This window comes from Shinella sp. BE166, assembly GCF_051201095.1.
Classification (GTDB): Bacteria; Pseudomonadota; Alphaproteobacteria; order Rhizobiales; family Rhizobiaceae; genus Shinella; species Shinella lacus.
This window is the reverse complement of sequence record NZ_JBPEHL010000005.1, coordinates 89,571-112,534: the sequence shown is the minus strand read 5'-3', so window position 1 is coordinate 112,534 and position 22,964 is coordinate 89,571. Positions and strand designations below refer to the sequence as shown.

Sequence of the window (22,964 nt, the reverse complement as noted above, 5' to 3'; positions counted from 1 at the left end):
TAGCTCACGAAAACACGTTCTAACTTTACGTCGCAAACCGCCTGGCTCTCCCGGCGTGTTCTTGCTTCATTCTCGAATTCTGAGTAGCATCGTGTCGCATTACGTCGTTCGGCCAAAGGTGGACCGAAGGGGGGACCAGCTTGGCGCGCTTGCTCAACAAACTTTCCGCTCTTTCGGTGAAGAATGCCGCGCCAGGCAAATACGCTGATGGTGGCGGTCTCTGGCTGCATAAGGCGGACGGGGGAGGCAAGTGGGTCTTCCGGTTCACGATCTATGGCCGGCGCCGGGAAATGGGTCTCGGATCGACAAATGACGTTTCGTTGAAGGATGCGCGAGAGGCGGCCGACAAATGGCGGGGCGTTGCGGCCAAGGGCCTGGACCCGATCAAGGAACGGGAGCGCGAGCGACGGGAGGCAGAAAAGCGCCTCCATATTCTCCGAGAGGTTGCCGAGGATGCCTTTGAAAGCCGCAAGGCTGAATTGAAGGGTGACGGTAAGGCAGGGCGCTGGTTTAGCCCTCTGGAGCTGCATATCCTGCCCCGGCTCGGCAAGACCCCTGTCGCTGAGATCGACCAAACCACCATCCGAGACGTGATAGCCCCCATATGGCATGCGAAGGCGGAGACGGCACGAAAGGCGCTCAACCGGCTCGCCATCGTCATGCGCCATGCCGCGGCCCTCGGGCTGGAGGTAGACCTTCAGGCAACAGACAAAGCCCGTGCTCTTCTTGGTCAGCAGCGGCACAAGGCGGAGAACATCCCCGCGTTGCCATGGATCGAGGTGCCAGCCTTTTATGTCTCGCTCGCCGAACCGACCATTACCCACCTCGCTTTGCGCCTCCTGATCCTTACCGGCGTTCGCTCCGGCCCGCTTCGCTTCCTTCATGAAGATCAGATCGACGGCGACGTCTGGACGATCCCCGGCGAAGCGCAGAAGGGGCGGAAGGATCGGACGCCAGATTTCCGCGTGCCGCTTGTCCCCGAGGCGCTGGCCGTCATCGACGCGGCACGGCCTCATGCCCGCGACGGCTTCCTATTTCCGAGCGTGCGGAAGGGTGTGCTTTCAGACGCCACCATGGCGCGGCTTATGGAGCGACGGAAAACGGACGCCCGCCCGCATGGCTTCCGATCGAGCCTTCGCGACTGGATAGCCGAGACTACCGACACCCCGTTTGACGTAGCGGAGACCATGCTTGGCCATACAGTCGGCGGGAAGGTCGAACGCGCCTATCGGCGGACGGATTTCATCGAGCAGCGCCGGAAGCTCTTAGAGCGATGGACGAACCACGTCACCGGGAAAAACGGTTAGATCCTCAAAATAGTAAAGGGCTGAATAGCATGATGTTCGCAGCGATCGATTGGCCTCCTACCTGCTATATCCAGGAAGGAGCATATTGGCGGGCGCTTGGACGAGTTCCGCGGTTTTACTACGGCGATGAAGACGTTGATGGTCGGCTCGATGAGGAGAGCAAATGGAGCGGTGATGTGCCGATCTATGACTGCGGCTTTAGCGAGTCCGAATTCGCCTGGATCGGACACCGCCTTGATTACAAGAGGTATGAGAACGCTCCGACCGCTTCTGACGAGGAATTCGTTAAACGGATATTGGAATCCCCCCCGTTGGAGGGTGAAAGCGTGGAAGAGCGCGAGGCATGGAGGAAAGAAACGCGAGAGAAGTTCGAGGCCGAACGGCTCGAAGCAGCGTGGCACGATGAACAAGAGCGTGCTTTCGATGCATGCGTTGATGACGCAAGGGCAGAGATATATCGGTCGTTATCGAAAGGTGATCTCAAAGCGATTGGGTGGCTTCGCTTTCCTGAAGGCGAGCGGAGCAAAGACGGGCCATTCGGGCGATTTGTCGACATAGAGCCGCGTCGCTGGTCTTTACGACACTTTGATTGGGAGAAGAGCACGCTCCGCTCAAACGCCGATGAGTTTCTCGCCGTACAAATCAAAACCCAAAATCTGTTAGCCCTGTTCCCTAAGCCTGCCATAGAGCCGCTCACTTACACCGTGCTCGCATATCCGCACGGCTTGTTAATCAGCGACGATATGCCTGAAGGTGCCCATTCTTTACCGCGCCCGCCAGGCCGATCCGCGAAGGCGGGGGGCGTGATCCGATCGGTTGTTCAGAACTACTTCGGTTACCGGCTTAGGAAGGGAGAGAGCATCAAGGGCGAGGCGCTTATTCAGGAGGTCATCGATTTTGTGGCTGTGACATTTCCCGGCGAAAAGATCAGCCGCAGTACCGCCCAGGAATACCTAAAGGGCGCTCGACCTACCGGAGTATAAGACGCGCAGTCACATGCTAAAACGGATGCCGGAAATTATGCCGGAAAATAGCGGTCTATTTACGCCGGAAAATACAGCGGCAAAGGCACCTTAATCTGGCTCGTTTCCATTAATTTCCGGCTTCAATGTATTTGATCAGGGCTTAGCAGTCGCGCACCGTTGCCACGTGAACCAAATCACGGAAGGCAACACAAATGGACAACACCTTGTCGCAGTCACCTTCGGTTGAGCGTCTGCTTACCGATCAGGAAGTGGCCGATATCTTCCAGGTGCACCGCGGGACCATCTGGCGTCGGGTAAAAGACGGCACGCTCCCTCAGCCCATTCGCATCGGCAGCATAACCCGATTTCCCCAATCTGAAATTGTTGCAGCTCTCGAAGCCGCCAAGCAGAAGCGCGCGGCGTAAGGGGGCGATCATGAAAACGATAAACCCGGCGGCGCGGGCAAGCGCCAACCGGGTCCAGAATGTCAAAGCATTTCGCAGCAGCATCGACAAACTGGACTCTACCGAATTCACCCTGAAAACTCAATCGGAAATGCTCGCAGCCCGCGCCGTCATGCGCCGTTGCCGCGTGTCCTACTGGCACGCTTTGACCATCTGCCGCCTTTCCGGCCTCGGAGGTACGGCAGTATGAAAAAGCTCACCATCACCGCCCGCATTCTTCCCGATGAAACGCCCATCACGGTCGTTGGCCGCGATGCATGGGCTTTGCGCAATCTCGTCAACGCCGGCTTGGCTGGATGCACCCCGATCAACCATCCCGGGCCGCGATGGGCACATTACGTGTTCAAGCTGCGCGGGTTTGGCTTCCTGATCGAGACCATCAACGAAAACCACGGCGGCCCGTTCGCGGGAACCCATGCTCGCTACGTTCTGCGTTCCAAGGTGGAGATCCTGCGCGCTTCCGATCAGCAGGAGGCCGCGTAATGGCGAATGTGCATTTTCCTATCAAGGCCCGCTTCCTCGGTAGGGCCCAAGTAAAAGACAATGAGGTGTCGTTTTTCTCTCCCCCGCACGAGGAGCCGGACTTCCTATGGGTGGACTTGGAGGAATTGGCGAAGGCCTTCCTTTCCGAAGACGCGGCGATCCGCATGGTCAAGCACACTCACAACTTCGGGATGGTCAACCGACCGACTACGACGGCCGTGCGGGGCGACAAGATTGTAACAATCGTTCCCCACCCTATGGCGCAAGGCTTCTGCGCATTCATCGACCATGAAAACGGGCACGTCGAACTGGATCAAGACGAATGGAATGTTGGGCCGGCGAACCTCGCCTACACTAGAGCCCTGGCGGCAGCTCATGAGAAGTTCCTGCCGCTTGGTCTTGAGGGGCTTGCAGCGACCTATCGCAATCAGGGTGGCCCGCAAATGCGAGGTGGCGAATGAATATCTCCACCCTCGCAAAACTGCTCGGCGGCGACGTAGCTGGCAGGGATCGGGTGCTTGCACCTGGTCCCGGCCACTCCGCTAAAGACCGCAGCCTGTCAGTCACCATCGTTGGTGACGGGTATCTCGTCCATTCCTTTTCGGCCGACGACTGGAAGGATTGCCGGGACCATGTTGCCGATCTAATCGGCGTCGGCGGAGAAAGCCGGTTCGCTCGCCCCTCGGAAGAGGACATGCAGAAGGTCCGTGCCGAGGAGGAAGCGCGGGCCAGGAAGATCGAGGCCCATGCCCTGGAATGCTGGAAGGAAACTCTCCCCATTCGTGGCACGATTGCAGAGACATACCTTCGGGCAAGGGGCATTACCTGCGCGCTACCCGACACCCTGCGCTTTCACCCCAACTGCCGCCACCCCTCAACGCAACGCCTGCCGGCGATGGTGGCGCGCGTCGATGGCGCCGACAGGTTCGCCATTCATCGCACCTATCTTCGCGCCGATGGCCTGGGCAAGGCCAGTATAGATCCCTCGAAGGCGATGCTCGGCGCTGTTGCCGGTGGCGCTGTTCGCCTCACCGATGGCGGCTACCGTCTCGCCGTCTGCGAAGGGATCGAAACGGGGCTGTCCCTCGCTTCGGGGCTCGCAAACGGCTCTCCCACCATCTGGGCCGGATTGTCCACCAGCGGCATGAAGCGGCTGGCGCTGCCGAACGTGCCCGGCAATCTGCTGATCGCCACCGATGGCGACGACGCCGGCCGCGCCGCCGGTAACGCCCTGGCCGAACGCGCCGATGTTCTCGGCTGGAAGGTCTCCCTCCTCCCCGCGCCAGACGGTCGCGACTGGAACGATGTAATTCGTACGAAAGGACGCGCAGCGTGAGCGTGGTCGAAGTCCCCTTTAAATCCGGGTGGGAGAAGCCCACGCCGATCCTCACCAGCCTGCCGCCAGTCGAACGGCTCGTCGGCGAGATGCTGCCCGAAGCGCTGCGCGGCTATGTCTTCGACGTTGCCGATAGGCAGCAGTCTGTTCCCGATTTCGTCGCCGTGGCTGCGCTGACGGGGCTGGCCGCGATGATCGGCAATAGGATCAGGGTTGCGCCGAAACAGAACGACGTGTATGGACCGCTCCCTGTTTGCAAGGAGTAATTTGAACGTCACGGCAGACACGGTGCTTGCGGTCGTGTATCCGGCCTGTTTATGCGAGCCGCTCGGCCGCTGGCCTTGATGGTATTCGCGGATCGGCGGCCAGACAAATGGACGAGCTCATATGGCTCGCATCGTTTCATGGGCCTTTGCCGAACCCGGATCATACCGGTTTGCCATCACATTCGCTTATACCGTTACGCCAGCCGGCGTGGTTGGCGCCGGAGCGCGTATCTCCGACGATGACGCAATCGGTGTCCATTGCGGGGATGAACCCGACCACCGATATATCTGCTCCCCTGTCCACGAATGAGTACACGGGGATGCTCACCAATCCAGGGCTACTGAGTGCTGAAAAACTCGGCATGAAGCCCAATCAGGTTAAAACCGTTGACGTGGGCCTCCTCAACCAACCTAAAACGGCAGGTATGGGTGTGGTAGAGGGGCCGGTCAGTGCCGGCATCGAGACGAACCCTCAAGCAACTGCGCAACAGCAGCAAGCGGGCACTGCTGGTCAGCCGACAAAATTTGGCGCTCGTGTCCGTAATGTCGGCGCAACGGTACTCGGTGGCATTGCAGGTGGAGCCGTTGGCGGGCCGATTGGCAGCCTTATTGGCGCAACGCTTGCCAAGGACGCTTTCGGCACCCCGAATGAGCAACAAGGGCTCCTGAGTAAAGAGATTGGTCAAAGGGGCCTCCTCGGCGGACTGCTTAATTCCGTCACTGGTGGTCGCGCCGACCCATGGAGCGGCGTCGGGACGCTTAACAACATCGGATCTGGCGCACAGGCATCATATGGGGCGTGGGGCGGTCCAAAGGGCACCAGTGCCTTTGCAACGGACGGCTCGCGTATCACAAGCCTTGGAAACGGCCTCGTCTCCCGCATAGACCGCAACGGCGTCGAAACCCTCTTCCGAGATGGTCAGAGCGTTGGTGGTGGCGGTGGAGTTGGCGGCGGCTTCTTCGGTAGCCTCTTCGGCGGCAATTCCATGGGCGACGGCAGCCGCTCTCAAGCGGACAAGGCGCGCGACAGCGTAGGCCTATACTAATCGAACGGAGAAACTCCGCATGGCAAGACCGACGAAATTCCAAACGGCTTATTGCGACCTCGTTATCGAGCACATGACCGAAGGGGCAAGCCTCACCTCATTCGCCGCTGAAATCGGCGTGGCTCGATCGACCATCAACGAATGGATGGAAGCCAACGCCGACTTTGCGCACAGCGTGAAGATAGCCAAGGCGAAGTGCGCGGCCTGGTGGGAGAAGCGAGGGCGGGAATTGGCTGTAGCCGGTGGCGGCAATCCGGCCCTAGTCATGTTCGGCCTGAAGAACATGGGCGCCGAGGACTGGCACGAAACTCACCGTGTTGAGCAAAAGACGACGCTCGAAGCCGTGGACCCACTCAGCGCTCTGCTTGCCCAAATCGCCGAAAGCGGCCGGCGAATCACCGATCGGCCATAACCGCCTTCTTTTTCGCATACCTTAGCTCACCATTATTGCGCCTTTCGCCACATACTCCGTCACGTCCAAATCGAAACGCCGCACGACGGTTACATCTTCGTCGACGTCGGGCGCCGCGAGGTGCAAAAAATAGGATGCGGAGCGCTTCATGGCGCGTTCGATCTCTGTTTCCGAGATTTTCTGACCGACATACACCCCTTTGCCGACCTCATGACCGTCAATTATAACCGGTTTCTTCACAGTGAATTTCACGGGCTTGATGGTCATCGTCTCCTCCAATTGACCGGACATTGACACGGACATGACTAGAGAGGAATGCACGAGGGAGGTTAAAGCATCGCCTCAGCGGCATATAAGGTTGAGCGTCAGGCCGATCCCATGCGAGTAAGGTCTATGAGGTCAGACACGCCATATATCTCCAAGGCCTGTCTAGCGAACTGCCGTGCGTCGGCCTCATTGCATCCGACGAAAGCTGGCCACTCTTCGCCGCCCGTCGAGACCGCGATGACATACCAGCACGCCCCGTCCGGTATCAGCGCGTCCATACCCTCCCACTTTACCTTCGATGGCCGCGTCGCATCCGTGCCGCCCTCTAAGCGAATGTAGGCCCAGCCATCCGGGGAGGCATAGGACTTATAAACATGAGGCATCCCCGAAATAGTCTGATCGTGCAGACCCTTCACGCCATAGGTCTGCCAGCTCCCATCCGCCATGGCGATTGCGGCATCTCTATCGTCAAAGATTTCTACCAGGTGCTCATAGCCCTCGGTGTCGATAGCGGTGAGGTAGAACGTGGGTGCATTCGGGATGAAGGCCAGTTTCCCGCTAAATCCTGGCCGACTGTTGAAAACGCGCATTTCGTCGCTGCCAGCGTCGAGCTTAAAATACTGGTACGTGAAAGAGCTTTCGGACATTTCCGCGCCTCCGTTGACGATGCCATTATACACCGATGCAGAGGGTTTTCGGAAGCTTACACGCGCGCGCGCGTATTGGTCACTTAACCTGAATTAGGTTAACAATCGTTGAGCTTGCTGCACTCGGTATAACTCACCTCACCGATCTTCATGATGAGGGGGTTTTTCGGGTCCAGGGTGTAAAGGAACTTCTCTCCACCCTTGCACCGCGCCCAATGCACAGTGGGCGTCAGGCTCCCGAGCATTTCGCAAGTGTAGCTGTAATCGCCTTGATCGTCGAAATACGTGATGCGGAAACCCTTTGTGGTGAAATCGATAATTCCACCATCCGGGCCGGCATAGCGAGGGAAATACTGTCCGGCCTCGGCCACGGCTGGTCCTGCCAGGAGCGCGGCAGCAATCAATAAGCGAGCGACTTTCATCTTCAGCTCTTTTCTGAGAACGTGCAAAGTGTGCCGAGGCAGCCCCTAGATTGTGATTCAATTATGGGTGCTGAGCAAGTTCGAACTGGAAATCAACAAGAGAGAGAAAGCTATGGCTGATGAAAGTGCGCAGGTCATTCCTGGGAAGGTGAAAAAGCCCGTCCTCCTGGCAAAGTATGGACCGGGTGTCACAATCACATTCTGGTTGGATGGCGAAAAACTTGTCATCAAAGATGCAAGCGCCGAAGTCCATTATTATGGCGAGCACGATCGGCGCACATGGGTTTGGGTAACAGCGCCAACTGGCGGCGGCGACTATTGTCTCGGAATGAACGACAGCGTGCACTTCAACGGCGCAAGGGCGATTGATTTTGGTTGATGTTGGCGCGGCGCCCCATACGGGAGCCGTGGCGGCCCACGTGTCCATAAATGGTGTTCAAAAATAAACGGCCGTCCAAAACGCCGCAGGATACTTTTCGGACAGTGGTTGCGGCACCCGTCCGAAAAGGAACGGTTTCGGACACGGCGTGGTCGATAGGGCTTCCTCGCTTGAACACTTCGTTCAAATGGCTGAAGCGGGACGGGTTCGAGCTTCTGATAGGAGGAGGCCACCGGGCCAGGGACGTATGGTGGCCTCCTCCGGCGACAGCAGTGATGTTGGGGCACTGATGGATCGCGCTGTTTCAACAAGGCTAAGCGGATGAAGTTCCCACCCTTCACGCGTATTTTTGTATTTTTGAACATTACCAGATTGCGCGGCACTTCCACGCAGAGCCAGATCCAGGATTCAGAAAAAATTTGCAGGTGGGCGCGCAGTACGTCTTGAACCAAAAAAACGGAGAAATTAGATTCTCGGCCGGCGCCTCGATGGGGCGCCATCCTTGTTGAACACCAACGTTTTCAGTGAGGTAGCCATGAACATGAGAGTGTTTGATAGGCCCGTATATCTCAAAGAGAGCAGAGAGCTGGTCCGAGAAATAACGTGTCTGGAGGATGCGATTGATTTTCTGGAAGAATGGCAGCAGCGGGATCGGGACATCGTCCACGATGCGACTTTGAAGACCTGCTATATGGCCTGGGATGGGCACAAGCCTATTCAAGTTGCGCGAGACGCAATTCGGTCCTTTGGGAGGATGAAGGGCATTCTGATGAAATCGCCGGGCATACAGCCGTGGATGATTAGGTCACGATCGGGCGGGGGACGTGTGTCGGCCTAACATGCCCAGGGGGTTCGGTAGAGGTTAACCGAGCCCCTCTTTTCGCGTACGTCTCAAGCGGCGCTGATAGCACGCGCTGTTATGCTGCCCCCAAGTCCTCCCCGATTTCCAGCGAACTGGCAATATCCAGCAACAATCGCCGGGCATCAGGTCCGATGGTGTTTCTATTGGCGTCAATTGTCATGCGGATGTTTGCAGCATAATGCGCAGGGTCGAGATGTCCGCTCTCGTTGAAAGTTTTAACGAGCACCATAAGTGCGTTGGCGCGCGCCGTGTGTATAGCCGAAACGGCTTCAACCACCTCCTCTGTATACTTGTTCATTGCGGCTTTCCCCGTGCGTGTCTCGCTTGTTCTTCATTTAGCAGTCCGGCGGCTTGATGAGCTTCCCCGACATACAATCCGCGGAGTGGACTGCCATTGAGGACAACGACGAGTCCCGTCGAGAGGTCATACACTTCCCACTGGCCCACGGGGCTCCTCCGGATGTCGTACTGATCTAGCTCGCTTTCGTGTTTGATTAGCATTAATCCCCTCCAGCTGCTCTGAAGATAGCGCTCAACAACCAAGCCCCGTCAACCGCGAGCGTTTCGCAATTAAATCAACGCCCAAATTTGGCCGTCCCCCCTTTACCCAACCGTCTTGCATGTGTGTAGGACGTTCGGCTTAATTAGCGTGTGCGCAGCCGCGCATTTCATTTTGGGGAAATTTCATGACACTTGCCGCACGGACGGGCCTCAGCGCCCTCGTCCTCGTAACTGCCTTTGCGCTTTCGAACACGTCGGCCCTCGCTTGGGGCTGTGCTGCGGTTTCCGAAGAGGGAACGTATGGGTACAGCTACAGCTATGACAACGAGGGTGCTGCCCGCGAGCGTGCTCTTAACGAATGCGCAAACCGGACATCGACCGACTCGGTGTGCGAAATCGTCGAGTGCGATGAAGACGAATAATCCGCCCGGACATAGGCTTGAAGACGGAACATAAAAAACGAGCGCCCGAGGGGGACCGGGGCGCTCGTTAATTTGCTCGTGGAGTTAGGGCGCACGAAGCACACATGAAATGGTCATGCGGGGCCATTGTTCCACCGCGAAGAAAGAATTTGCAGGCAGCTTATTTTAGCGCTGCTTTTGGCCTGCACTCTTGCCGTCCGAACTATTGGAGCGTTCCTCGAAGCGATCCGCGCCTTTTGCGAGGTCAGAACCTTTCTTCGCTTCGGTCTTGCGCTCCTCAGCCCTGGCCGCTTTGTGAAGGCCCCTTGCCCCTGCCTTACCTTTATCTGTCGGTGCGTCCTCGATTGCCATGGTTCGTCCTCTTGTTGGTAGGGTGACAACGACGGTCTCGTTCGGTGGTTCCTGCCGGCCCCAATGGCATCCAGCGTGGTGTTCCATGCGGAACTGCCGGGGCCGCTAACTCAATACGCCTGATCCGGCCCTCACGATCCATAAGCCCCCTTGTTCGGGTGCCGCGGAGCTTCTCTGTTAATGTCGGTCTGACTTTCCTTAACGTCGGGCTTGAGGGCGCGTTCGGACCCGTGTGGACCCGCATCGTCGCGCTTTTCTGAGCGGGGAGGCTTGTGCTCCTTCGCCTCGGGATGGGTGCCGTCTGAGATGCTGCCAGGGTGCGGGTCTTCGACTACAGGCGTCGACGTTACAGATTTGTCGTTTTCGGGCTTGGTCATCTTCGCTCTCCGGTTTCGAGGAGAATGCAGGGGCATCCCAACCAGTTCCCTCGTCCAGCTAGCTGTCACGCCCTGTTTGACTCAAGGGTGGCCAAGGACGAGCATTTATCGGGCTTCTGATGTCAGGCGCCCTAGACGAGCAAATCCCCGTCAGTGAGTCCGTATGGCCGAATGGGAGCGCTCGAAGCGGATAGGTTCATGCCGTCACGCCGGTTCCCTGTAATCTCGCCGCCTCAGCCTGCACCGCCATCCAGAAAACCCGCGTCTGCTCGTCGGCTTCCTCTTCAGACAGGCCGATCCGTAGAAAGCTTGCCCTCATTGGGTCCAAGACCTGGCCGCGGTAGTGTTCGGCGCTCTTCACGGTGGGGCGCTCCAGGAGTTTCAGGGCAGTATCTCGGATCTTGCGCACCCTGGCCGTGACAGGGAATGGGATGATGGTTGCTTGGTGCGTCACGCCTCTCTCCCTCCCAGAATATATATAGTACTACGGAAACCCGAAGCGGCGGCCGCTGTTGATAAACCCTCATTCCCCATGGTTCAGCCCGCCTGTGAGAGCTTTGGCACTACGGGTTTCCGTAGCGGGGCTACTTCGGAATTCCGAAGCGGGCTTTTTTTCGTTGAAGCCGCCGCTCGCGCTTCCGCTCTCTGCTTGCGAATGGTCTCCGACCATCGTTTCGCATCTTCCATGGTGACAGCTCGCCAGCCATTGGATGCCGCCGCGCCTTCATGGGTGCCGTCGAAAGTCAGTGTGTATGTCGTCGCATATGGAGTGCCATTGCCTGCGCGCCCCTTGTCCATCGTGATAAGGCGCTTGAACTCAAGCTCGTCGAGGGCATCGGCGGTGTTCTCGGCGGTGACACCGTAGGTGTAGAACTGGTCGTGTGTGACAATCAGCCTTCCATTCTCCAGGCGACCATGGGCGATATGTTCGATGATTAGACGATCGAGCGCCTTCCGGCCGTTTACGGATAGTGTGCGATAGGCCGGGCTCTCCAGAAATTCGCGCGTTATCGCCATCCATCCGCCTTGGTCGCGGGGCGGCGCCGTGTGCTTTGCGACAAGGCTGTGTGTCTTGCCGCCGCTCGTCCTGCTTTTGTCGCGAGGGTCGAATTTAGGGGGCATCGACCCTCCTGCTCTGAACAAGGCGTACGCCAGGGTTCCCGTGATTGAGGAATTCGATCCCAAGACTCTCTAGCGCGCGCTGGACCGCTTGAACATTCGTGGCCCTACACGCCCAAGGGCCGCACGCCCAAGGCTCTCGCAAATTCGCAAGCAAAAAAGGCACGGTTCATCTCCGAGCTAACGCGTAGGGTGGATCTTGCACGGGAATACGAAGCGGCGACGGCACAGGTTAAGCTCGCATCTGGCGTTGATGCCGTGCAGGACCGGGTAGCAATGGCGGGGACGCGATGCCGCGCCGCCTGTACTGAAATCTCAAGAGTACCGGCGCGCACTGGTGAAGGTCTCCGCATGAAGGCAGAGGCGCTTCTGTTCACGGGCCAAGGTCTGTTTGACGCTGAATGCCTACAAGGTGGCCTCATGGGCGACATAGCCCGCTTCATCAAGGCGACGGTGAGCGTAATTGGAGGGCCGTCGGCATGACCGCGCACCGTATCATCTGCCAGTTTCGCCGCTCCGAGCTTGAGGCCCGCATCGAGGAGATGATTGCGCTTCTCGATTTGCTCGATGGGGATTGCGACCTCGAAGACGGCGTCGATGCAGAGCCCTCTTTCTGTTCGCGGCCCTTCATCGTCAACGGCCGGCCTGAATATGATCTGGAGGACGATCCGGGAGAGAGTGGCGTAGCGGACGAGGATGCGCTTTGGCTTATGGGGTGTCAGGCATGATGCGAAAGGCAATCATCACGGCAATCGCAGCGGGGGTGGCCTATGCGGCTTCCCTCGCCATTCCGTTGTCGGCCGGCTCCAGCATGCGCGTGATCGATGGTGATACGATCGAATTGAACGGCGAGACCGTGCGCATCGCCAATATCGACACGCCAGAGACGGCACGCGCCAAATGTGAGGCGGAACGCGTCCGGGGTTATGCAGCCACTCCGGCGCTTGCCGACCTTCTCAGCCGTGGCGCTGTCACCCTGCAACGGGGTGATCCGAAAAGCTGGCGCCAGGTCGATCGATAAACAAGACTGTAAGGCGTCCTACTCGAAAGCGCCTCACCTGACCTATTCCTCCTTCTCCCTCCGCCATCGAGCACGCAATACCGGATCATCGAGCCTTTTGGCCCGTTCTTTCTTGGGCGGCGGCGAATTGAACGGCGACTCCATCGGTTCGAGCACGGTTGGGGCTTCGAGAACGTTGGAGGCGGAATTTTCGATGCGGTCTACCTCCTCGCGAGTGATACGCAGAAGCTTTCCGCCCAGATTAAATCCTGCCAGTCGCCCAGCCGCTACCATGTTGCGAATGTGATGGTCTGAACAGTGCCAGCGCTTCGCTAGTGTGGCAGGAGAAAAGACCCGCGCGGTTTCTGTTGCCTTATCCTTTCCAGCAGCGTCCGGCTGACTGGCCTGAAATGGTGGCGGAACAATGCCAATTGAAATTGAGCCGTCCGCTTGAAGTCGGATGCCGACGCCCTTTTCCTTGGCAATATCTGCCGCGGCGCGAAGCTCCTCTGCCGACCATCTCCCAAACGACTGCGATATCATGCCTACCTCCTAAAGCCGGGGGTATGTCTTGTTGTATTTTTCCATTGCGTTCCAATGCGCCCGCCCCTTGGCCGTCAGGCTGATTTCATCATCAGAGCCTTTGACGTCTGGATTGCGGGTGACGGTGATGTATCCTCGCTTCACAAGCTTCGCTTTCGTCTGCGGGCCGAGGGACCGGATAGCGCTGAAAGCTACCCCTACCCCGACTCCGCAGCCAATCAGCGTTTCCATCACCGCGGTCTCCAGGTAATTCAGGGGCGGCTTTATGGGCTCTGGAGGTAGTGGGGATGCAAGGCGCGCTGGTAGTTGCGCGTCAATCGTTTCCGGGTTGCCGACATCGAAGGGGGAAACGCGGATCGTCACTCCGTCTTGCTCGAGAGAAACGACGACGCCCAACTCTTTTGCGACGCGCGCCATGCGCAATAGGTCGACTCGTTTCACCAAGGCCTTCTCGGTCATGGCGTACCCACTCATTTCCAGCGAGTGGCGAAGCTGCCAGATGGATACCAGGCCGCTATTGCTCCGATCAAAGGATGAAGTCCGCTGATTTCAGAATCAGCGCGGTGTCGAGGGCAATGGAGAAATCAGCATTCCCGTCGCCATCAAGGTCACCATATATGAGGGTATCGCTGCCCTTTTTTTGGTAACGCAATTCACCAGCTTTTTGGTTGAACTGATCGTCCCCGATAAACTGAAATTTTTGGTTTCCGCTCTTATCAGAGTTCGCGTCGATTGACCGCAAATCGATCCGATCCTTTTGAAATGGGCTGAAGTCGTAAATTTTATCTCTGCCGAAGGGCTCAACCGACGAGTCTTCAATTGATCTAAACACAAACATGTCCGAGCCAAGGCCGCCATACAGAGCGTCAGCTCCAACACCCCCGGTAATTTTGTCGTTCCCTTTGTGGCCACGAATCACGTCGTCCAGATCGCCGCCCTTGATAATGTCGTTGCCGGAGAACATCTTTTCGACGAGCCGCCTATCATCGACCGCGCTGAAGGTAAGAGCAGCTCTAATAATTTCAGACATTTTCAGGTCGAGGCCATCAAGCGAAAGCGCTCGGTCACCATCAACAATCAGGGCATAGGATCGGACAAACCCTTTAGTCGGGTTGCCGCTCCCGTCAGTGCCGAAGCCAAATCCGCGAAAGAGTTCTATGGAGCCGTCGGGGTAGAAAAACCTCAACATTGTATCCGTCAGGATGTAGCCAGCGCCTGTGAATAGGCCGGTATAATCGAGGTTACGCATATTAAGGCGGTAGTCCTCGTGCACTATCAGCTTCGTCATCCAGCCCTCCCTCTTTTCGGGAGAGTGAACCAAAAGCTCGCGCAAGAGTCGAGTCCATGGGCTGTTAGATTTGCAGGATATTGCCTGCCGCTAGATCCCACTTGTCAGCGATAACCTGTTCGTTGGGTGGGAGCCGCTTGAGCTTATCCAGATTAGTCCTGGTGTTGAGCTTCGCGCCGGTAATCATTTCTATGACAACCGGGATGACCTTCTCGCCCCGCTAAGCGTTACGACGCACGGTTAGAGCATCGTTCCCGGTGACGGCCGCCGTGGCGTCAGCGAAAGAATGGACAAGCTGTCCACTTGCCTTCGTTGCCCTGCCGTGCGCGGCAGTTGGGTTCAATTCCTCATAAATCATCTTCGGCCGAGCCATGTGCGAAGCGCGCTCTGCCGACGACAACTTGTGCCGGCAGAGGCTCTCGTCGATCGTCGAAAGTCCTGCTAAAGCAGGGGAGAAAACAGGAGCCGACGAATAAATTGCGTCAGCTCTACGTCAATCACGGCGAAGGTCCCTAACCTTGGCGATACCATTTCGCCCCCGACAGTGGTGCAATGGCGGGGAAAGAGTTTAGACATGGTAGAACGACGTTTCAACAGCAGCATCAGGGCAACAGCATACCTTGCCGAAATGGCGCGCTTCGGCTTGCAAGGGGAATTGAACTTCAGCCCGAGGAGCCCAACGGACCAGCTGCCGTTTGCCGTTTTGTTCGCGCTTATCGCTGAAGAGGATGCAAACCCTGTCGGAGATGGTGCGTTGCCGGGCGAAAGTGTAGTGCCGCCTCAAGCCGATTAAATTGTTACCGCTGCCCGGCAGGAGACTAGGACCGCTCCTGCTCCGCACGCTGTTGGTCGGCCCTCGCAAGCCTCAACGGTCGCAGGTGGCTTGTCTTAGCTTCGCGTCTGGCGCGCTCGGCTTCTTCGTGCTCGCGGGCAACCCGAGCGCTTTCGTCAAGGTTTCCCCACAGTGACTTGTTTGCTGCGCGCTTCAATCGGTCCTGCATGGTTGCCTCCGTTTGTTGGACATCTGCGTCAGGCGTGTGCGCGTGAATCATCGCGGGAGTAGAACATCCTCGCCGACGTTTCGATCACCATTCGATGCTTGCGGGGATTGAACTGGTCCCCCGGAAAGGTCGAGATGAGATATTTCGCGAACTCGTCTTTCGATTTCTCCGATGCGTCGAACCATGGCTGCGCCGTAATCTCGTCAAACGCATCCTTGAGCGCAACCAGATGTTCTGGCTGGAATATCCCTCGGTCGTGGTCTCCCATGCTGCCTCCCTGTTGTCTTGATAAGTGCGGTCTAGGGCGTGCGGCACCAGCAGCGCCAGTTACACGGCGATGCGGGCACCTCAGTGCTGTTCAGGGTATATCGCCCTCGTGTCCGGCGGTGCGGTCCACGGCTCGATCGAGGCCCAGCCTGATGCTTTGGCCCTCTATCCAGGATTCTGCGCTACCCTTCAGCTTGAAGGATTGTCGGTATTCCTCGCCATTTTCCTGGATGACAACGGTCCATTCGTCGCCCTCTGGAACGAGCTCGATAGAGTTAGGAGACAAGTCCCACCCCCGATCATTTTTGGGGCGAGAGGCCGTTACCTCTCCCCAGCGGTGCCCTTGCAAATGGTCGCCGGTGAATGCATGATAAAGCAATATCTTGGCAGATAGTTTTCTGTACGCCACCGTACCGATCATCCGAGGCATTAGTTCCGTTGCCGCGTCATGTGCCTGGCACGGACGGGAAGTTGACGGTCTGCCAGCGTACCAAAAATCGATCGGAAAAGCGGGGTGCTATAGAACCGGCAACCGTTCAATCTAGCTCAGGGCTTAGCGGCCGGAGCTTGTGTTCCCGCCCGCTACAGATATCAATGCACGCTTCGGAACATCCCTGTTCGCGCAACCGCCTTCTGTCCCTTCTACCCCGCGAAGAGTTCCACGATATTGTCGGCTCTCTGGAGCAGATCGACCTGCCGCGTGGGACAATCATCGCAAGTGCTCACGATACTATTGAGCATGTGTACTTTCTTTGCAGCGGCATAGGATCGGTCGTCACCGCCTCACTGGAGGGGCATCGCGCCGAGGCTGGAATGTTTGGCCGCGAAGGCTTCGCGCCGACCTCGGCTGGCGTTGGCGGTCGGATCAGTGTCCATGAGGTCATGATACAGGTCTCAGGCGACGGCTATCGCATGCCAATCGGGCCGATGCATGAAAAGCTCGATGGTAATCCCGTTTTTGCAGGCCTCTTGGCAAAATTCATCCAGACCTTTGCAACCCAGATTTCCTACACCTCTCTTGCCAGCGCCAACCTTCAGGTCGACCAGCGCCTGGCGAGGTGGCTTCTGATGTGTCACGACAGGATCGACTCCGACGAAATCCCACTGACCCACTCATTTATTTCACTCATGCTTGCGGTGCGCAGGCCGAGCATCACGAATGCCGTCCATGTCCTTGAGGGTCAAAAGCTTGTCGTGGCGGAAAGGGGTCGAATTACGATACGCGACCGCAAAAGGTTGGAGGAATTTGCCGGAAGCGCCTACGGCGAGGCAGAGGCCGAATACAGGCGGCTCATCGGAGAACTGTAGCTTTCATTTGCGCAATTGGCTTCGAATGACATCGTGGAACGATAGACTCAGCTGCACTTCACCCGCTTCGTCCATGACGTCCATGTACTCGTCGGAAACGCTGTTTCCAGTTTTGATCCTAGCCGCAATCAGTTCCCGCACGGCAGTTACAGCGCTCGCGCGTGCCTCCTCGAGGGTCGCGAAGTCATCACCCTCCTCATCAAGGACCGTGCTGCCCTCTTGGCGCAGATGGAAAAAATAGCGGCTCATCGCTTTGCGCTTCCTGAGAGATAAAACATTCCCACTCTCATCACCTTACTCTTCGTGTTAGAAAAGGTCTTTCATGAGGCGACGATATTCCCGTTCCGGTTTCCCGTATGCATCGTGAGCAAACTGTTCAAGGCCGGGTCTGTTCCGAATTGTTATCAAGCCACGTTCTGATTCAATGAAGCGCTCGCCCTCCAAGGACTGAAGCGCCACGGTAACGCTTGGCCTTCGAACGGCCAGCATGTGCGAGATGAACTCGTGTGTTATCGGAATTTCATTGCCCGTTACCCGGTCGTGACACATAAGCAGCCACCGCGCCAAGCGCTGGTTTACCTCATGGACCGCATTCGAGACCGCGGTATGTGCCAACTGGACCGAGAACGCTTCAATGGATCTGAGGACCACCCTCGAAAAGTTCCGATTTTCATCCATCCAGTGGCGAAAAGTCCCGTAACTCATGCGGTAGCCATCGCCGGCTATCTGAACGCGGATGTCATGAGAACTTAACTCAACGTTGGCCATAGCGGACGTGGGAAGATATCCATCAAATCCGAATATCCCAGCCTCCGCGTGGTTTCCATCCGGTGTCGTCGTCACCAACGATCCTATTCCGGACGTGAGGAAATATACATAATCAATTGGCTGACCTGCCTCTGCCAGGACCATAAAGCGCGGTAGATCGACATGCTCCAGTCCGGCAACGACGTGCGCATAGTCGGCGGCGGGGAGGATAGAGAGTAGTTTGTTTCTCATCTCTGGCTGCGCGGGGCCTGACATCTCCCATACCTCCGAAGTTGGCAAGAGCACATATCAACCCTTAGCCGTCCGCGCACTGGTAAAGTCTACCGACGATTTCGGAAATCTAGTACGATTGCCGTTGGTGCACAATCAAATGTGAAGCCGCCCGGCTGCACAAATCAATGTGCCCCCTTTTGCGGACCTCAAGACTGCGGCCTGTTCGCAGCTTGAAGGTGGGCAGAAGAACGCTCTTGCTTCCAACTGTACCAGCAGTTCAACAAGCATTTCTTTCGATCAGGTTACGGTAGACAGCCGCGCCCGTTTGCGATCGAGCGCGATTTTGATATCCCGGATCTGGTCTGCGGCCTCAAGGAGCAGGGTTTTGAACTCCTCATCGGACAGTTGGGCGACCATCCCAGTTGAGGTGATAATATCGACCGCAACGTCAGAGTCAGCGGTTGCTTCAACCTCCCCAAGCGCCTCCCCACCCTCCTGGATCGTGATGTAGGCGCGGGTCAGCAACATCAGTTTCTCGGAGTCGGTCAGCTTCCCCGCGATGTTTGCGGCGTGAACCAGTTCTGCGACGACGTCCGAAATTGCCTTCAACGGGCTACCTTGCAAGAAAATGCCCCGAACGAAGCGGGGCAAGTGCTGAAACAGAAGTTGGACTCGGGAAATTGGTTCTGGCCAGAATTGTTCCTCACGGACGTTTAGGTTCAGAAGTAGTTGGCGGATCGCCCGACCGATCATGCTCGATTGGGTCACCTTCGCTCAAAGTGCGTGGGTCCGCCCATGTGCGCGCCATGTTTTTCTCTTGCTTACTCATTAGCGCCGGCATGAGGTCTTCCGCCTTGCCGCCGTGTAACCAGAATCCGTCCATGGCGAGAATGATAACGTCGACCCATTCGGACAGGTCGCGGGGCTCGCGCTCAATTTCCAACAGCTCCTTACGGATATGGTTTGTTAGACCCTTGGTACGAGCCTCAGCCCCAAATGTTTTGCGGGACCACTCGATATGGCGTGCAAAGTAGGTTGTTAGGGTCGGTTCATGGGGCGTCATAGGCTGCCTCAATGGATTGAGATCGACATGCCGAGGGTCCGGTTAGAGCGAATTGACGATAGGCTCCGGGCGCCCCTCGAAGGTAGACCTGTTGACCTCGCGGCTTACGCGATGCATCTGCACCTCAGCGTCGATATTCCGACCCAGCAGCATGCCCTTTAGGTTCTCGACGGGCGTGGTAGGGCTTAGCCACGCGTCGAATGCACCCGGATCTAGAATGACAGGCATTCGGTTATGGATCTGGCTGATAGGCGCGATGGACGGCGCGGTGATAATGGTGCAGCTCGTGACGTCGAGTTTGCTGTTGTGCGCCCAGAGGCCCGCAAATGCGTAGGGTGCGCCGCCGGGCAATTGGATGAGCCACGGGTCTTTCCCGCCATCGTCCGCCTTGGTCCATTCGTAGAAGCCGTCGGCCGGGATAAGACAGCGCCGGGTCTTGAAGGCATCGCGGAATGCCGGGGAGGTATCGACGGTCTCAATTCGAGCGTTGAACATTGCCGCCTTCGGCATTTCCTTCGCCCAGTGCGGCACGAGCCACCAGCGGCCATCCTCGACAATCTGTTCGCTGTTCTCGTCCTGGCGGACAAACGGCACGGTCTGCGTGGGGGCGATGTTGTACCTCGCCTCTGTGTTTCGGCTCTTGATATTGTCATTCAGCCGATAGAGCGCGACCAGCTCGCGCCAACTCAGCATTTGCGTGAACCGCCCGCACATACTTTCCCCCTCAGCCCTTCAGCTTTCGTATCGCGACGCCGGTCTGGTCTCCGAAATGCATCGCCAAGATGTGATGGTCCGCCAAGGAAGCTATAGCCACGCAGGCCTCGCCCTCATCCCACCCTGCCGCGACGGCTTTCCAGACCAGCGCCTGAAACGCGGCTTCCAGCTCCTGTTCGCATCGTGCGAACCGGTCTTCGCCTTCCTCTCCAAGTGATGGTCCGCGGATATCCATGCGGGAAGGATAGGGCGACCCTGTCAGCTCGGCAAGGAGCCGTTTGCGGTAGGTTTGCCTGGCTCTTTGTATGGGTAGTGCTCCCAGCACCACCATCGCATCGGCGCTGATTTCGACGGCGCGAAGCCGAACCCGCCCCATTCCTTGCAGCCTGGATGCTCGCAGTAATGCTCATACAAGCCGGGTGGGGTCGTTCTCGTGGTGTCATCGCTCACGTCTTCCCCCTATCGATCAGAATGTTTGCGGCAAGTAGGCAGGGAAAGACGGCTTCGCATTGTTCGGTCCCGTAGAGGTCGCAGCCGATGGCGAGCCGGCGACGGATTTCCATGAACTCGATGCGCGCACCGAACTTCTTCACGAGCGCCTTGCGTTCATAGACGCCGTGCCGGTCGCACCGCCGGCAGTCCATGTCGATCGTCTCGCCGCGAAAGTCCTTGAGCTTCGGCCGCGTCATCGCGCCATCCTCCATTGATCCTGGCTATCGCGGGCCACGTCCATTCGGCCACGCTCATCACAAGCGCTGACCTCGATATCGAAGCATTCGCCGGCCCGAGCGCGCATCAGTTCGAGGAACCACCTGGCGCGGCCAACGCCGGCCACCGGGAGGCGTTCGGAGGGCATTATGGATATGCGCCACCTTGTGGCCGATGCTGTGGGCTGACCGAAATCCGTGGCCTCTGCCTGGCGGCGCCATCGGCGGATGATGAGCCCCATCGTGCCCGATTTCTCGGCTGCCAACTGGAGACGGCGCGATGCCACCATCGGCAGGCGCACGAGCTCGGCAACCATCACCGCAACGCCTCCGAAGCGCAATATCTCCTCCGCGCTGTCCAGGACGCCATCCTCGTTGTCGCTGTGCACGAACATCACCCGATCCATCGAGAGCCCTGCTCGGGCAATCGCCGGGGCGAATAGGTCGTCTCGGACCATGCACCAGAGGACCGGCCCCGTCGTGCGGGCAGCTATCCCGGCTGCGAAGAGAGGTGCAGCCGCCCCAGTCACCGCGTCAGTCCCACCGCCGGCTATTTCATGCGTAGATCCGAAGGCCAGGCCCCCGTTCAAGCGGTCGTCGATCTCAGGAATGCCAAAAGGGAGGCGTTCGCGCTTTCGAGCATGGCCGCCGGCAATTTTGTCGATCTGCTCTTGAAGTTCGGCGATAACGGCCGTGTTCTGCCGCACCCTACGCGCCCTGCTGGTCGGGCGGAGCATCCCGATTGGCATCCGGGCGCCAGCCCCTCGTGAAGCCGCGGCTCAACGCTTTGTCGGCAAGCTCGACTTGTTGGCGCAAATGTCCGCAGTCGGCCAGCAGCGTCTCTATCGTGGCTCGGGCGTCTCCGTCGTGCCAGGCAAGTGCTTCATCATCGGATTGGTGGGGCTGTTTCCTCGTTCAAGCGGGCGCAATTCGTCATTCTCCTGTGTCGTGCCACAGCAGGCATCAAGTCCCCTGATTGTTAGATTGGCGTCCGCATCGCCGGTTCGTTCTTAGTATGTTCCGAGAGGAGATGGAGTCAACGATGATTCAACGTCTCGCAGCCGTCATTCGCTAAGTACTTGGTTGGGATAGACAAAAAAGCGTGCACTGACCAAGACAGGCGAGGTCGCTAGGTCTCAGTGTCGCCATCCCGACCGACTGTATGTCAAACTTAATTGACGTTCTTCCTTTATGGCAGGAGGATGGCCGCTCGCCATCCGCGGGTGGGGAGAAGCTCGGCTCAGAAATGGGCCGGGTTTCTCGTTCTTTCTGCTCATTTATACTGCTGAAATCTTTGTGTTTTTCGCCGGTGCGCAGGGAACCTTTGCAGCCCCTCGTCTGTTTTCAAGGATATTCGAAAACACGGAGGGCGAGATGTTTCAAGCATCTCTCGGAGCGGGCTTTGGCGCGCAAGATTACGGTCTGCGCGCTTCAATCAAAGCCGCTATCGCATATGACGAGCTTTGCTCTCAGCACAAGATTGAACTGGTCTTCGAACCACAAGCAATCATAATTCTTGGCCGCGTGCCGCCCGACGTGGCGCGGCGGGTACGGCTCGTTATAACAGAAGTTGCGGGCGCTGTTCCAGTTTGGGATCGAACAATCTGGCTAAGCTGACCACTCGCACTCGACGGCGCTGCGCCGTCCCGCCTCAGTCCCTGGGGTCCGGACCCTAGTTCATGGTGGCCGGGGGGAGCGGGCTCTTATCTGCAATCCCGGCAAGCAGAGCGCTTAGGTGATGAGCCTCCGGTGCAGGGATGAGGTAGTGCAGCCATCCATACCTCGTATCCCGAATATGTAGGCCAGCCTTTCCCGTGAAAGTGTCCTGCTCGACATGCCAATGTGGATCGGAAACTGATTTTACAGTCCCCGCTTGCAAACCTTTTGGGATTCCCGGGACCATCACATTGCGGAACGCTCCCAAGCTTTCGAGAAAGTGATCTACGCCTGCCGCATCCAGTTCCAAGGCGACTGGCGGCTCCGTTGGGAAGGTGATCCGAACTGTCGTTCGATCCTCGCTGATTTCCCATTTCGGTTCGATCACGACCGCATACCCCCATTTAGTGTCTGCAAAGACCTAGGATCTTCATTCTTGACGACGCCCATTCTTCTGGACGGCATCTTTTACGCCCTGTTCCGCCTTCTTCACCAGGTCGTCGCGGTTTTTATCCGCATCTTTGCCAGTGCGCGCTGCATCGCTGGTCTTGTCTGGCTTCTTCTCCGTCATGGGTACCTCCAATATGCATAGCCCCAACACTGTCATGTCACCACTTGTTCCCTGGTGCCCTGATGACGCTGGTTGCGAGCCGGTCTCCGGGAGTGCCGCCACTCACCGAGTTTGGTTTGGCCGTGTGACGACTGTGGCGCTAGCGTCTATGGCAATACTCCGCCGGATTTGAGGTCGGCGGGAAATCTCCTGAAATTGTGCCGAGAGGTAAATTCAGATTATGCAGCGCGAATAATAGG

39 protein-coding genes and 1 pseudogene are annotated in these 22,964 nt (G+C 57.7%); 18 read left to right on the top strand and 22 right to left on the bottom strand.

The window, feature by feature from the left end; all coding sequences use genetic code 11:
* Nucleotides 1–140: 140 nt before the first annotated feature.
* From J2Y63_RS14560 to J2Y63_RS14515, 10 genes and pseudogenes are all read left to right on the top strand, one after another.
* Nucleotides 141–1,307, top strand: coding sequence for a tyrosine-type recombinase/integrase (locus J2Y63_RS14560; RefSeq protein WP_435266677.1), 1,167 nt, complete (start codon nt 141–143; stop codon nt 1,305–1,307).
* Nucleotides 1,274–2,290, top strand: coding sequence for a hypothetical protein (locus tag J2Y63_RS14555; protein ID WP_435266676.1), 1,017 nt, complete (start codon nt 1,274–1,276; stop codon nt 2,288–2,290). Before J2Y63_RS14560 ends, J2Y63_RS14555 begins: the two co-directional genes overlap by 34 nt.
* A 194-nt stretch (nt 2,291–2,484) precedes the next feature.
* Nucleotides 2,485–2,697: a helix-turn-helix transcriptional regulator gene (locus tag J2Y63_RS14550; protein WP_435266675.1), complete on the top strand. Its 213-nt coding sequence runs from the start codon at nt 2,485–2,487 to the stop codon at nt 2,695–2,697.
* A 10-nt stretch (nt 2,698–2,707) separates the two neighbouring features.
* On the top strand, nt 2,708–2,926 hold the full coding sequence (locus J2Y63_RS14545) for a hypothetical protein (RefSeq protein ID WP_435266674.1): 219 nt from the start codon (nt 2,708–2,710) through the stop codon (nt 2,924–2,926).
* Nucleotides 2,923–3,219 (top strand): winged helix domain-containing protein, encoded by a 297-nt coding sequence (locus tag J2Y63_RS14540; protein ID WP_435266673.1) that lies wholly within the window; start codon nt 2,923–2,925, stop codon nt 3,217–3,219. The genes J2Y63_RS14545 and J2Y63_RS14540 overlap by 4 nt, the downstream gene beginning before the upstream one ends.
* On the top strand, nt 3,219–3,680 hold the full coding sequence (locus tag J2Y63_RS14535; RefSeq protein WP_435266672.1) for a hypothetical protein: 462 nt from the start codon (nt 3,219–3,221) through the stop codon (nt 3,678–3,680). The genes J2Y63_RS14540 and J2Y63_RS14535 overlap by 1 nt, the downstream gene beginning before the upstream one ends.
* Nucleotides 3,677–4,555, top strand: coding sequence for a DUF7146 domain-containing protein (locus J2Y63_RS14530; protein ID WP_435266671.1), 879 nt, complete (start codon nt 3,677–3,679; stop codon nt 4,553–4,555). Before J2Y63_RS14535 ends, J2Y63_RS14530 begins: the two co-directional genes overlap by 4 nt.
* Nucleotides 4,556–4,644: 89 nt before the next feature.
* Nucleotides 4,645–4,806: pseudogene (locus J2Y63_RS14525) on the top strand (YfjI family protein); the annotation flags it as partial.
* Between the two features lie 122 nt (nt 4,807–4,928).
* Nucleotides 4,929–5,867 (top strand): hypothetical protein, encoded by a 939-nt coding sequence (locus J2Y63_RS14520; RefSeq protein WP_435266670.1) that lies wholly within the window; start codon nt 4,929–4,931, stop codon nt 5,865–5,867.
* Between the two features lie 19 nt (nt 5,868–5,886).
* The gene (locus tag J2Y63_RS14515; protein WP_435266669.1) at nt 5,887–6,279 is read left to right on the top strand and encodes a hypothetical protein; all 393 of its coding nucleotides are present in this window, start codon (nt 5,887–5,889) and stop codon (nt 6,277–6,279) included.
* A gap of 21 nt (nt 6,280–6,300) precedes the next feature.
* Here the strand turns inward: J2Y63_RS14515 and J2Y63_RS14510 are convergent, their stop codons facing one another.
* The 3 genes from J2Y63_RS14510 to J2Y63_RS14500 form a co-directional block, all read right to left on the bottom strand.
* Entirely contained in the window at nt 6,301–6,546 is a 246-nt protein-coding gene (locus J2Y63_RS14510) for a hypothetical protein (protein WP_435266668.1), read from the bottom strand.
* A gap of 98 nt (nt 6,547–6,644) precedes the next feature.
* Nucleotides 6,645–7,193, bottom strand: coding sequence for a hypothetical protein (locus tag J2Y63_RS14505; protein ID WP_435266667.1), 549 nt, complete (start codon nt 7,191–7,193; stop codon nt 6,645–6,647).
* A gap of 98 nt (nt 7,194–7,291) precedes the next feature.
* Nucleotides 7,292–7,615, bottom strand: coding sequence for a hypothetical protein (locus J2Y63_RS14500; RefSeq protein WP_435266666.1), 324 nt, complete (start codon nt 7,613–7,615; stop codon nt 7,292–7,294).
* Nucleotides 7,616–7,727: 112 nt separating this feature from the next.
* Between J2Y63_RS14500 and J2Y63_RS14495 the strand changes: the two genes are divergently transcribed.
* Both J2Y63_RS14495 and J2Y63_RS14490 read left to right on the top strand, forming a co-directional pair.
* Nucleotides 7,728–7,994, top strand: a complete 267-nt coding sequence (locus J2Y63_RS14495; protein ID WP_435266665.1) for a hypothetical protein — start codon at nt 7,728–7,730, stop codon at nt 7,992–7,994.
* A gap of 535 nt (nt 7,995–8,529) precedes the next feature.
* A complete protein-coding gene (locus tag J2Y63_RS14490; RefSeq protein WP_435266664.1) occupies nt 8,530–8,832 on the top strand; it encodes a DUF982 domain-containing protein in 303 nt (100 codons plus the stop codon).
* A 79-nt stretch (nt 8,833–8,911) separates the two neighbouring features.
* Here J2Y63_RS14490 and J2Y63_RS14485 read toward each other — a convergent pair whose 3' ends face one another.
* Nucleotides 8,912–9,154: a hypothetical protein gene (locus tag J2Y63_RS14485; protein WP_435266663.1), complete on the bottom strand. Its 243-nt coding sequence runs from the start codon at nt 9,152–9,154 to the stop codon at nt 8,912–8,914.
* Nucleotides 9,155–9,542: 388 nt separating this feature from the next.
* Here J2Y63_RS14485 and J2Y63_RS14480 point away from each other — a divergent pair, with 388 nt between their 5' ends.
* Nucleotides 9,543–9,779, top strand: coding sequence for a DUF4189 domain-containing protein (locus J2Y63_RS14480; RefSeq protein ID WP_435266662.1), 237 nt, complete (start codon nt 9,543–9,545; stop codon nt 9,777–9,779).
* Between the two features lie 165 nt (nt 9,780–9,944).
* On the opposite strand, the gene J2Y63_RS14475 is transcribed toward J2Y63_RS14480, so the two are convergent.
* The 4 genes from J2Y63_RS14475 to J2Y63_RS14460 form a co-directional block, all read right to left on the bottom strand.
* Nucleotides 9,945–10,130, bottom strand: coding sequence for a hypothetical protein (locus J2Y63_RS14475; RefSeq protein ID WP_435266661.1), 186 nt, complete (start codon nt 10,128–10,130; stop codon nt 9,945–9,947).
* A 131-nt stretch (nt 10,131–10,261) separates the two neighbouring features.
* Entirely contained in the window at nt 10,262–10,507 is a 246-nt protein-coding gene (locus J2Y63_RS14470) for a hypothetical protein (RefSeq protein ID WP_435266660.1), read from the bottom strand.
* A 196-nt stretch (nt 10,508–10,703) separates the two neighbouring features.
* A complete protein-coding gene (locus J2Y63_RS14465) occupies nt 10,704–10,961 on the bottom strand; it encodes a DUF6074 family protein (protein WP_435266659.1) in 258 nt (85 codons plus the stop codon).
* An 83-nt stretch (nt 10,962–11,044) separates the two neighbouring features.
* Entirely contained in the window at nt 11,045–11,629 is a 585-nt protein-coding gene (locus J2Y63_RS14460; RefSeq protein ID WP_435266658.1) for a hypothetical protein, read from the bottom strand.
* Between the two features lie 476 nt (nt 11,630–12,105).
* Here J2Y63_RS14460 and J2Y63_RS14455 point away from each other — a divergent pair, with 476 nt between their 5' ends.
* Together J2Y63_RS14455 and J2Y63_RS14450 are read left to right on the top strand one after the other, a co-directional pair.
* Nucleotides 12,106–12,354 carry a hypothetical protein gene (locus J2Y63_RS14455; RefSeq protein WP_435266657.1) on the top strand — a complete coding sequence of 83 codons (249 nt, stop codon included), beginning with the start codon at nt 12,106–12,108 and terminating at the stop codon, nt 12,352–12,354.
* The gene (locus tag J2Y63_RS14450) at nt 12,351–12,647 is read left to right on the top strand and encodes a thermonuclease family protein (protein ID WP_435266656.1); all 297 of its coding nucleotides are present in this window, start codon (nt 12,351–12,353) and stop codon (nt 12,645–12,647) included. Before J2Y63_RS14455 ends, J2Y63_RS14450 begins: the two co-directional genes overlap by 4 nt.
* A gap of 42 nt (nt 12,648–12,689) precedes the next feature.
* On the opposite strand, the gene J2Y63_RS14445 is transcribed toward J2Y63_RS14450, so the two are convergent.
* From J2Y63_RS14445 to J2Y63_RS14435, 3 genes are all read right to left on the bottom strand, one after another.
* The gene (locus J2Y63_RS14445; protein WP_435266655.1) at nt 12,690–13,169 is read right to left on the bottom strand and encodes a hypothetical protein; all 480 of its coding nucleotides are present in this window, start codon (nt 13,167–13,169) and stop codon (nt 12,690–12,692) included.
* 9 nt (nt 13,170–13,178) lie between these two features.
* Complete coding sequence (locus J2Y63_RS14440; RefSeq protein ID WP_435266654.1) at nt 13,179–13,628, bottom strand: hypothetical protein; 450 nt, start codon at nt 13,626–13,628, stop codon at nt 13,179–13,181.
* A gap of 67 nt (nt 13,629–13,695) precedes the next feature.
* Nucleotides 13,696–14,457 carry a M10 family metallopeptidase C-terminal domain-containing protein gene (locus J2Y63_RS14435; RefSeq protein WP_435266653.1) on the bottom strand — a complete coding sequence of 254 codons (762 nt, stop codon included), beginning with the start codon at nt 14,455–14,457 and terminating at the stop codon, nt 13,696–13,698.
* A 574-nt stretch (nt 14,458–15,031) separates the two neighbouring features.
* Between J2Y63_RS14435 and J2Y63_RS14430 the strand changes: the two genes are divergently transcribed.
* A complete protein-coding gene (locus J2Y63_RS14430) occupies nt 15,032–15,250 on the top strand; it encodes a hypothetical protein (RefSeq protein WP_435266652.1) in 219 nt (72 codons plus the stop codon).
* 236 nt (nt 15,251–15,486) lie between these two features.
* Here the strand turns inward: J2Y63_RS14430 and J2Y63_RS14425 are convergent, their stop codons facing one another.
* Together J2Y63_RS14425 and J2Y63_RS14420 are read right to left on the bottom strand one after the other, a co-directional pair.
* The gene (locus tag J2Y63_RS14425) at nt 15,487–15,726 is read right to left on the bottom strand and encodes a hypothetical protein (RefSeq protein ID WP_435266651.1); all 240 of its coding nucleotides are present in this window, start codon (nt 15,724–15,726) and stop codon (nt 15,487–15,489) included.
* 90 nt (nt 15,727–15,816) lie between these two features.
* Nucleotides 15,817–16,146, bottom strand: coding sequence for a hypothetical protein (locus J2Y63_RS14420; RefSeq protein ID WP_435266650.1), 330 nt, complete (start codon nt 16,144–16,146; stop codon nt 15,817–15,819).
* 173 nt (nt 16,147–16,319) lie between these two features.
* On the opposite strand from J2Y63_RS14420, the gene J2Y63_RS14415 reads away from it, so the two are divergent.
* Nucleotides 16,320–17,033, top strand: coding sequence for a Crp/Fnr family transcriptional regulator (locus J2Y63_RS14415; RefSeq protein ID WP_435266649.1), 714 nt, complete (start codon nt 16,320–16,322; stop codon nt 17,031–17,033).
* A gap of 3 nt (nt 17,034–17,036) precedes the next feature.
* Here J2Y63_RS14415 and J2Y63_RS14410 read toward each other — a convergent pair whose 3' ends face one another.
* The 8 genes from J2Y63_RS14410 to J2Y63_RS14375 form a co-directional block, all read right to left on the bottom strand.
* Nucleotides 17,037–17,282: a DUF6894 family protein gene (locus J2Y63_RS14410; protein ID WP_435266648.1), complete on the bottom strand. Its 246-nt coding sequence runs from the start codon at nt 17,280–17,282 to the stop codon at nt 17,037–17,039.
* A gap of 57 nt (nt 17,283–17,339) precedes the next feature.
* Nucleotides 17,340–18,056, bottom strand: a complete 717-nt coding sequence (locus tag J2Y63_RS14405; protein WP_435266647.1) for a Crp/Fnr family transcriptional regulator — start codon at nt 18,054–18,056, stop codon at nt 17,340–17,342.
* A gap of 255 nt (nt 18,057–18,311) precedes the next feature.
* Complete coding sequence (locus J2Y63_RS14400; protein ID WP_435266646.1) at nt 18,312–18,623, bottom strand: hypothetical protein; 312 nt, start codon at nt 18,621–18,623, stop codon at nt 18,312–18,314.
* A gap of 94 nt (nt 18,624–18,717) precedes the next feature.
* Nucleotides 18,718–19,077 carry a dATP/dGTP pyrophosphohydrolase domain-containing protein gene (locus J2Y63_RS14395; RefSeq protein ID WP_435266645.1) on the bottom strand — a complete coding sequence of 120 codons (360 nt, stop codon included), beginning with the start codon at nt 19,075–19,077 and terminating at the stop codon, nt 18,718–18,720.
* Between the two features lie 42 nt (nt 19,078–19,119).
* A complete protein-coding gene (locus J2Y63_RS14390) occupies nt 19,120–19,791 on the bottom strand; it encodes an SOS response-associated peptidase (RefSeq protein ID WP_435266644.1) in 672 nt (223 codons plus the stop codon).
* A gap of 10 nt (nt 19,792–19,801) precedes the next feature.
* Nucleotides 19,802–20,167 (bottom strand): hypothetical protein, encoded by a 366-nt coding sequence (locus J2Y63_RS14385; RefSeq protein WP_435266643.1) that lies wholly within the window; start codon nt 20,165–20,167, stop codon nt 19,802–19,804.
* A 70-nt stretch (nt 20,168–20,237) separates the two neighbouring features.
* Nucleotides 20,238–20,480: a hypothetical protein gene (locus J2Y63_RS14380; protein ID WP_435266642.1), complete on the bottom strand. Its 243-nt coding sequence runs from the start codon at nt 20,478–20,480 to the stop codon at nt 20,238–20,240.
* A complete protein-coding gene (locus J2Y63_RS14375; protein ID WP_435266641.1) occupies nt 20,477–21,205 on the bottom strand; it encodes an ImuA family protein in 729 nt (242 codons plus the stop codon). The genes J2Y63_RS14380 and J2Y63_RS14375 overlap by 4 nt, the downstream gene beginning before the upstream one ends.
* Nucleotides 21,206–21,689: 484 nt before the next feature.
* Between J2Y63_RS14375 and J2Y63_RS14370 the strand changes: the two genes are divergently transcribed.
* On the top strand, nt 21,690–22,115 hold the full coding sequence (locus J2Y63_RS14370) for a hypothetical protein (RefSeq protein ID WP_435266640.1): 426 nt from the start codon (nt 21,690–21,692) through the stop codon (nt 22,113–22,115).
* 469 nt (nt 22,116–22,584) lie between these two features.
* Here J2Y63_RS14370 and J2Y63_RS14365 read toward each other — a convergent pair whose 3' ends face one another.
* Nucleotides 22,585–22,725, bottom strand: a complete 141-nt coding sequence (locus tag J2Y63_RS14365) for a hypothetical protein (RefSeq protein WP_435266639.1) — start codon at nt 22,723–22,725, stop codon at nt 22,585–22,587.
* Nucleotides 22,726–22,964: the final 239 nt, after the last annotated feature.

Excerpts from the sequence above, each read along its gene's own strand:
- J2Y63_RS14555 (WP_435266676.1), top strand. The coding sequence starts at position 1,274 with ATGGACGAACCACGTCACCGGGAAAAACGGTTAGATCCTCAAAATAGT.
- J2Y63_RS14550 (WP_435266675.1), top strand. The coding sequence starts at position 2,485 with ATGGACAACACCTTGTCGCAGTCACCTTCGGTTGAGCGTCTGCTTACC.
- J2Y63_RS14545 (WP_435266674.1), top strand. The coding sequence starts at position 2,708 with ATGAAAACGATAAACCCGGCGGCGCGGGCAAGCGCCAACCGGGTCCAG.
- J2Y63_RS14540 (WP_435266673.1), top strand. The coding sequence starts at position 2,923 with ATGAAAAAGCTCACCATCACCGCCCGCATTCTTCCCGATGAAACGCCC.
- J2Y63_RS14535 (WP_435266672.1), top strand. The coding sequence starts at position 3,219 with ATGGCGAATGTGCATTTTCCTATCAAGGCCCGCTTCCTCGGTAGGGCC.
- J2Y63_RS14530 (WP_435266671.1), top strand. The coding sequence starts at position 3,677 with ATGAATATCTCCACCCTCGCAAAACTGCTCGGCGGCGACGTAGCTGGC.
- J2Y63_RS14520 (WP_435266670.1), top strand. The coding sequence starts at position 4,929 with ATGGACGAGCTCATATGGCTCGCATCGTTTCATGGGCCTTTGCCGAAC.
- J2Y63_RS14515 (WP_435266669.1), top strand. The coding sequence starts at position 5,887 with ATGGCAAGACCGACGAAATTCCAAACGGCTTATTGCGACCTCGTTATC.
- J2Y63_RS14510 (WP_435266668.1), bottom strand. The coding sequence starts at position 6,546 with ATGACCATCAAGCCCGTGAAATTCACTGTGAAGAAACCGGTTATAATT.
- J2Y63_RS14505 (WP_435266667.1), bottom strand. The coding sequence starts at position 7,193 with ATGTCCGAAAGCTCTTTCACGTACCAGTATTTTAAGCTCGACGCTGGC.
- J2Y63_RS14500 (WP_435266666.1), bottom strand. The coding sequence starts at position 7,615 with ATGAAAGTCGCTCGCTTATTGATTGCTGCCGCGCTCCTGGCAGGACCA.
- J2Y63_RS14495 (WP_435266665.1), top strand. The coding sequence starts at position 7,728 with ATGGCTGATGAAAGTGCGCAGGTCATTCCTGGGAAGGTGAAAAAGCCC.
- J2Y63_RS14490 (WP_435266664.1), top strand. The coding sequence starts at position 8,530 with ATGAACATGAGAGTGTTTGATAGGCCCGTATATCTCAAAGAGAGCAGA.
- J2Y63_RS14485 (WP_435266663.1), bottom strand. The coding sequence starts at position 9,154 with ATGAACAAGTATACAGAGGAGGTGGTTGAAGCCGTTTCGGCTATACAC.
- J2Y63_RS14480 (WP_435266662.1), top strand. The coding sequence starts at position 9,543 with ATGACACTTGCCGCACGGACGGGCCTCAGCGCCCTCGTCCTCGTAACT.
- J2Y63_RS14475 (WP_435266661.1), bottom strand. The coding sequence starts at position 10,130 with ATGGCAATCGAGGACGCACCGACAGATAAAGGTAAGGCAGGGGCAAGG.
- J2Y63_RS14470 (WP_435266660.1), bottom strand. The coding sequence starts at position 10,507 with ATGACCAAGCCCGAAAACGACAAATCTGTAACGTCGACGCCTGTAGTC.
- J2Y63_RS14460 (WP_435266658.1), bottom strand. The coding sequence starts at position 11,629 with ATGCCCCCTAAATTCGACCCTCGCGACAAAAGCAGGACGAGCGGCGGC.
- J2Y63_RS14455 (WP_435266657.1), top strand. The coding sequence starts at position 12,106 with ATGACCGCGCACCGTATCATCTGCCAGTTTCGCCGCTCCGAGCTTGAG.
- J2Y63_RS14450 (WP_435266656.1), top strand. The coding sequence starts at position 12,351 with ATGATGCGAAAGGCAATCATCACGGCAATCGCAGCGGGGGTGGCCTAT.
- J2Y63_RS14445 (WP_435266655.1), bottom strand. The coding sequence starts at position 13,169 with ATGATATCGCAGTCGTTTGGGAGATGGTCGGCAGAGGAGCTTCGCGCC.
- J2Y63_RS14440 (WP_435266654.1), bottom strand. The coding sequence starts at position 13,628 with ATGACCGAGAAGGCCTTGGTGAAACGAGTCGACCTATTGCGCATGGCG.
- J2Y63_RS14435 (WP_435266653.1), bottom strand. The coding sequence starts at position 14,457 with ATGACGAAGCTGATAGTGCACGAGGACTACCGCCTTAATATGCGTAAC.
- J2Y63_RS14430 (WP_435266652.1), top strand. The coding sequence starts at position 15,032 with ATGGTAGAACGACGTTTCAACAGCAGCATCAGGGCAACAGCATACCTT.
- J2Y63_RS14425 (WP_435266651.1), bottom strand. The coding sequence starts at position 15,726 with ATGGGAGACCACGACCGAGGGATATTCCAGCCAGAACATCTGGTTGCG.
- J2Y63_RS14420 (WP_435266650.1), bottom strand. The coding sequence starts at position 16,146 with ATGATCGGTACGGTGGCGTACAGAAAACTATCTGCCAAGATATTGCTT.
- J2Y63_RS14415 (WP_435266649.1), top strand. The coding sequence starts at position 16,320 with ATGCACGCTTCGGAACATCCCTGTTCGCGCAACCGCCTTCTGTCCCTT.
- J2Y63_RS14410 (WP_435266648.1), bottom strand. The coding sequence starts at position 17,282 with ATGAGCCGCTATTTTTTCCATCTGCGCCAAGAGGGCAGCACGGTCCTT.
- J2Y63_RS14405 (WP_435266647.1), bottom strand. The coding sequence starts at position 18,056 with ATGTCAGGCCCCGCGCAGCCAGAGATGAGAAACAAACTACTCTCTATC.
- J2Y63_RS14395 (WP_435266645.1), bottom strand. The coding sequence starts at position 19,077 with ATGACGCCCCATGAACCGACCCTAACAACCTACTTTGCACGCCATATC.
- J2Y63_RS14390 (WP_435266644.1), bottom strand. The coding sequence starts at position 19,791 with ATGTGCGGGCGGTTCACGCAAATGCTGAGTTGGCGCGAGCTGGTCGCG.
- J2Y63_RS14385 (WP_435266643.1), bottom strand. The coding sequence starts at position 20,167 with ATGGGGCGGGTTCGGCTTCGCGCCGTCGAAATCAGCGCCGATGCGATG.
- J2Y63_RS14380 (WP_435266642.1), bottom strand. The coding sequence starts at position 20,480 with ATGACGCGGCCGAAGCTCAAGGACTTTCGCGGCGAGACGATCGACATG.
- J2Y63_RS14370 (WP_435266640.1), top strand. The coding sequence starts at position 21,690 with ATGGCAGGAGGATGGCCGCTCGCCATCCGCGGGTGGGGAGAAGCTCGG.
- J2Y63_RS14365 (WP_435266639.1), bottom strand. The coding sequence starts at position 22,725 with ATGACGGAGAAGAAGCCAGACAAGACCAGCGATGCAGCGCGCACTGGC.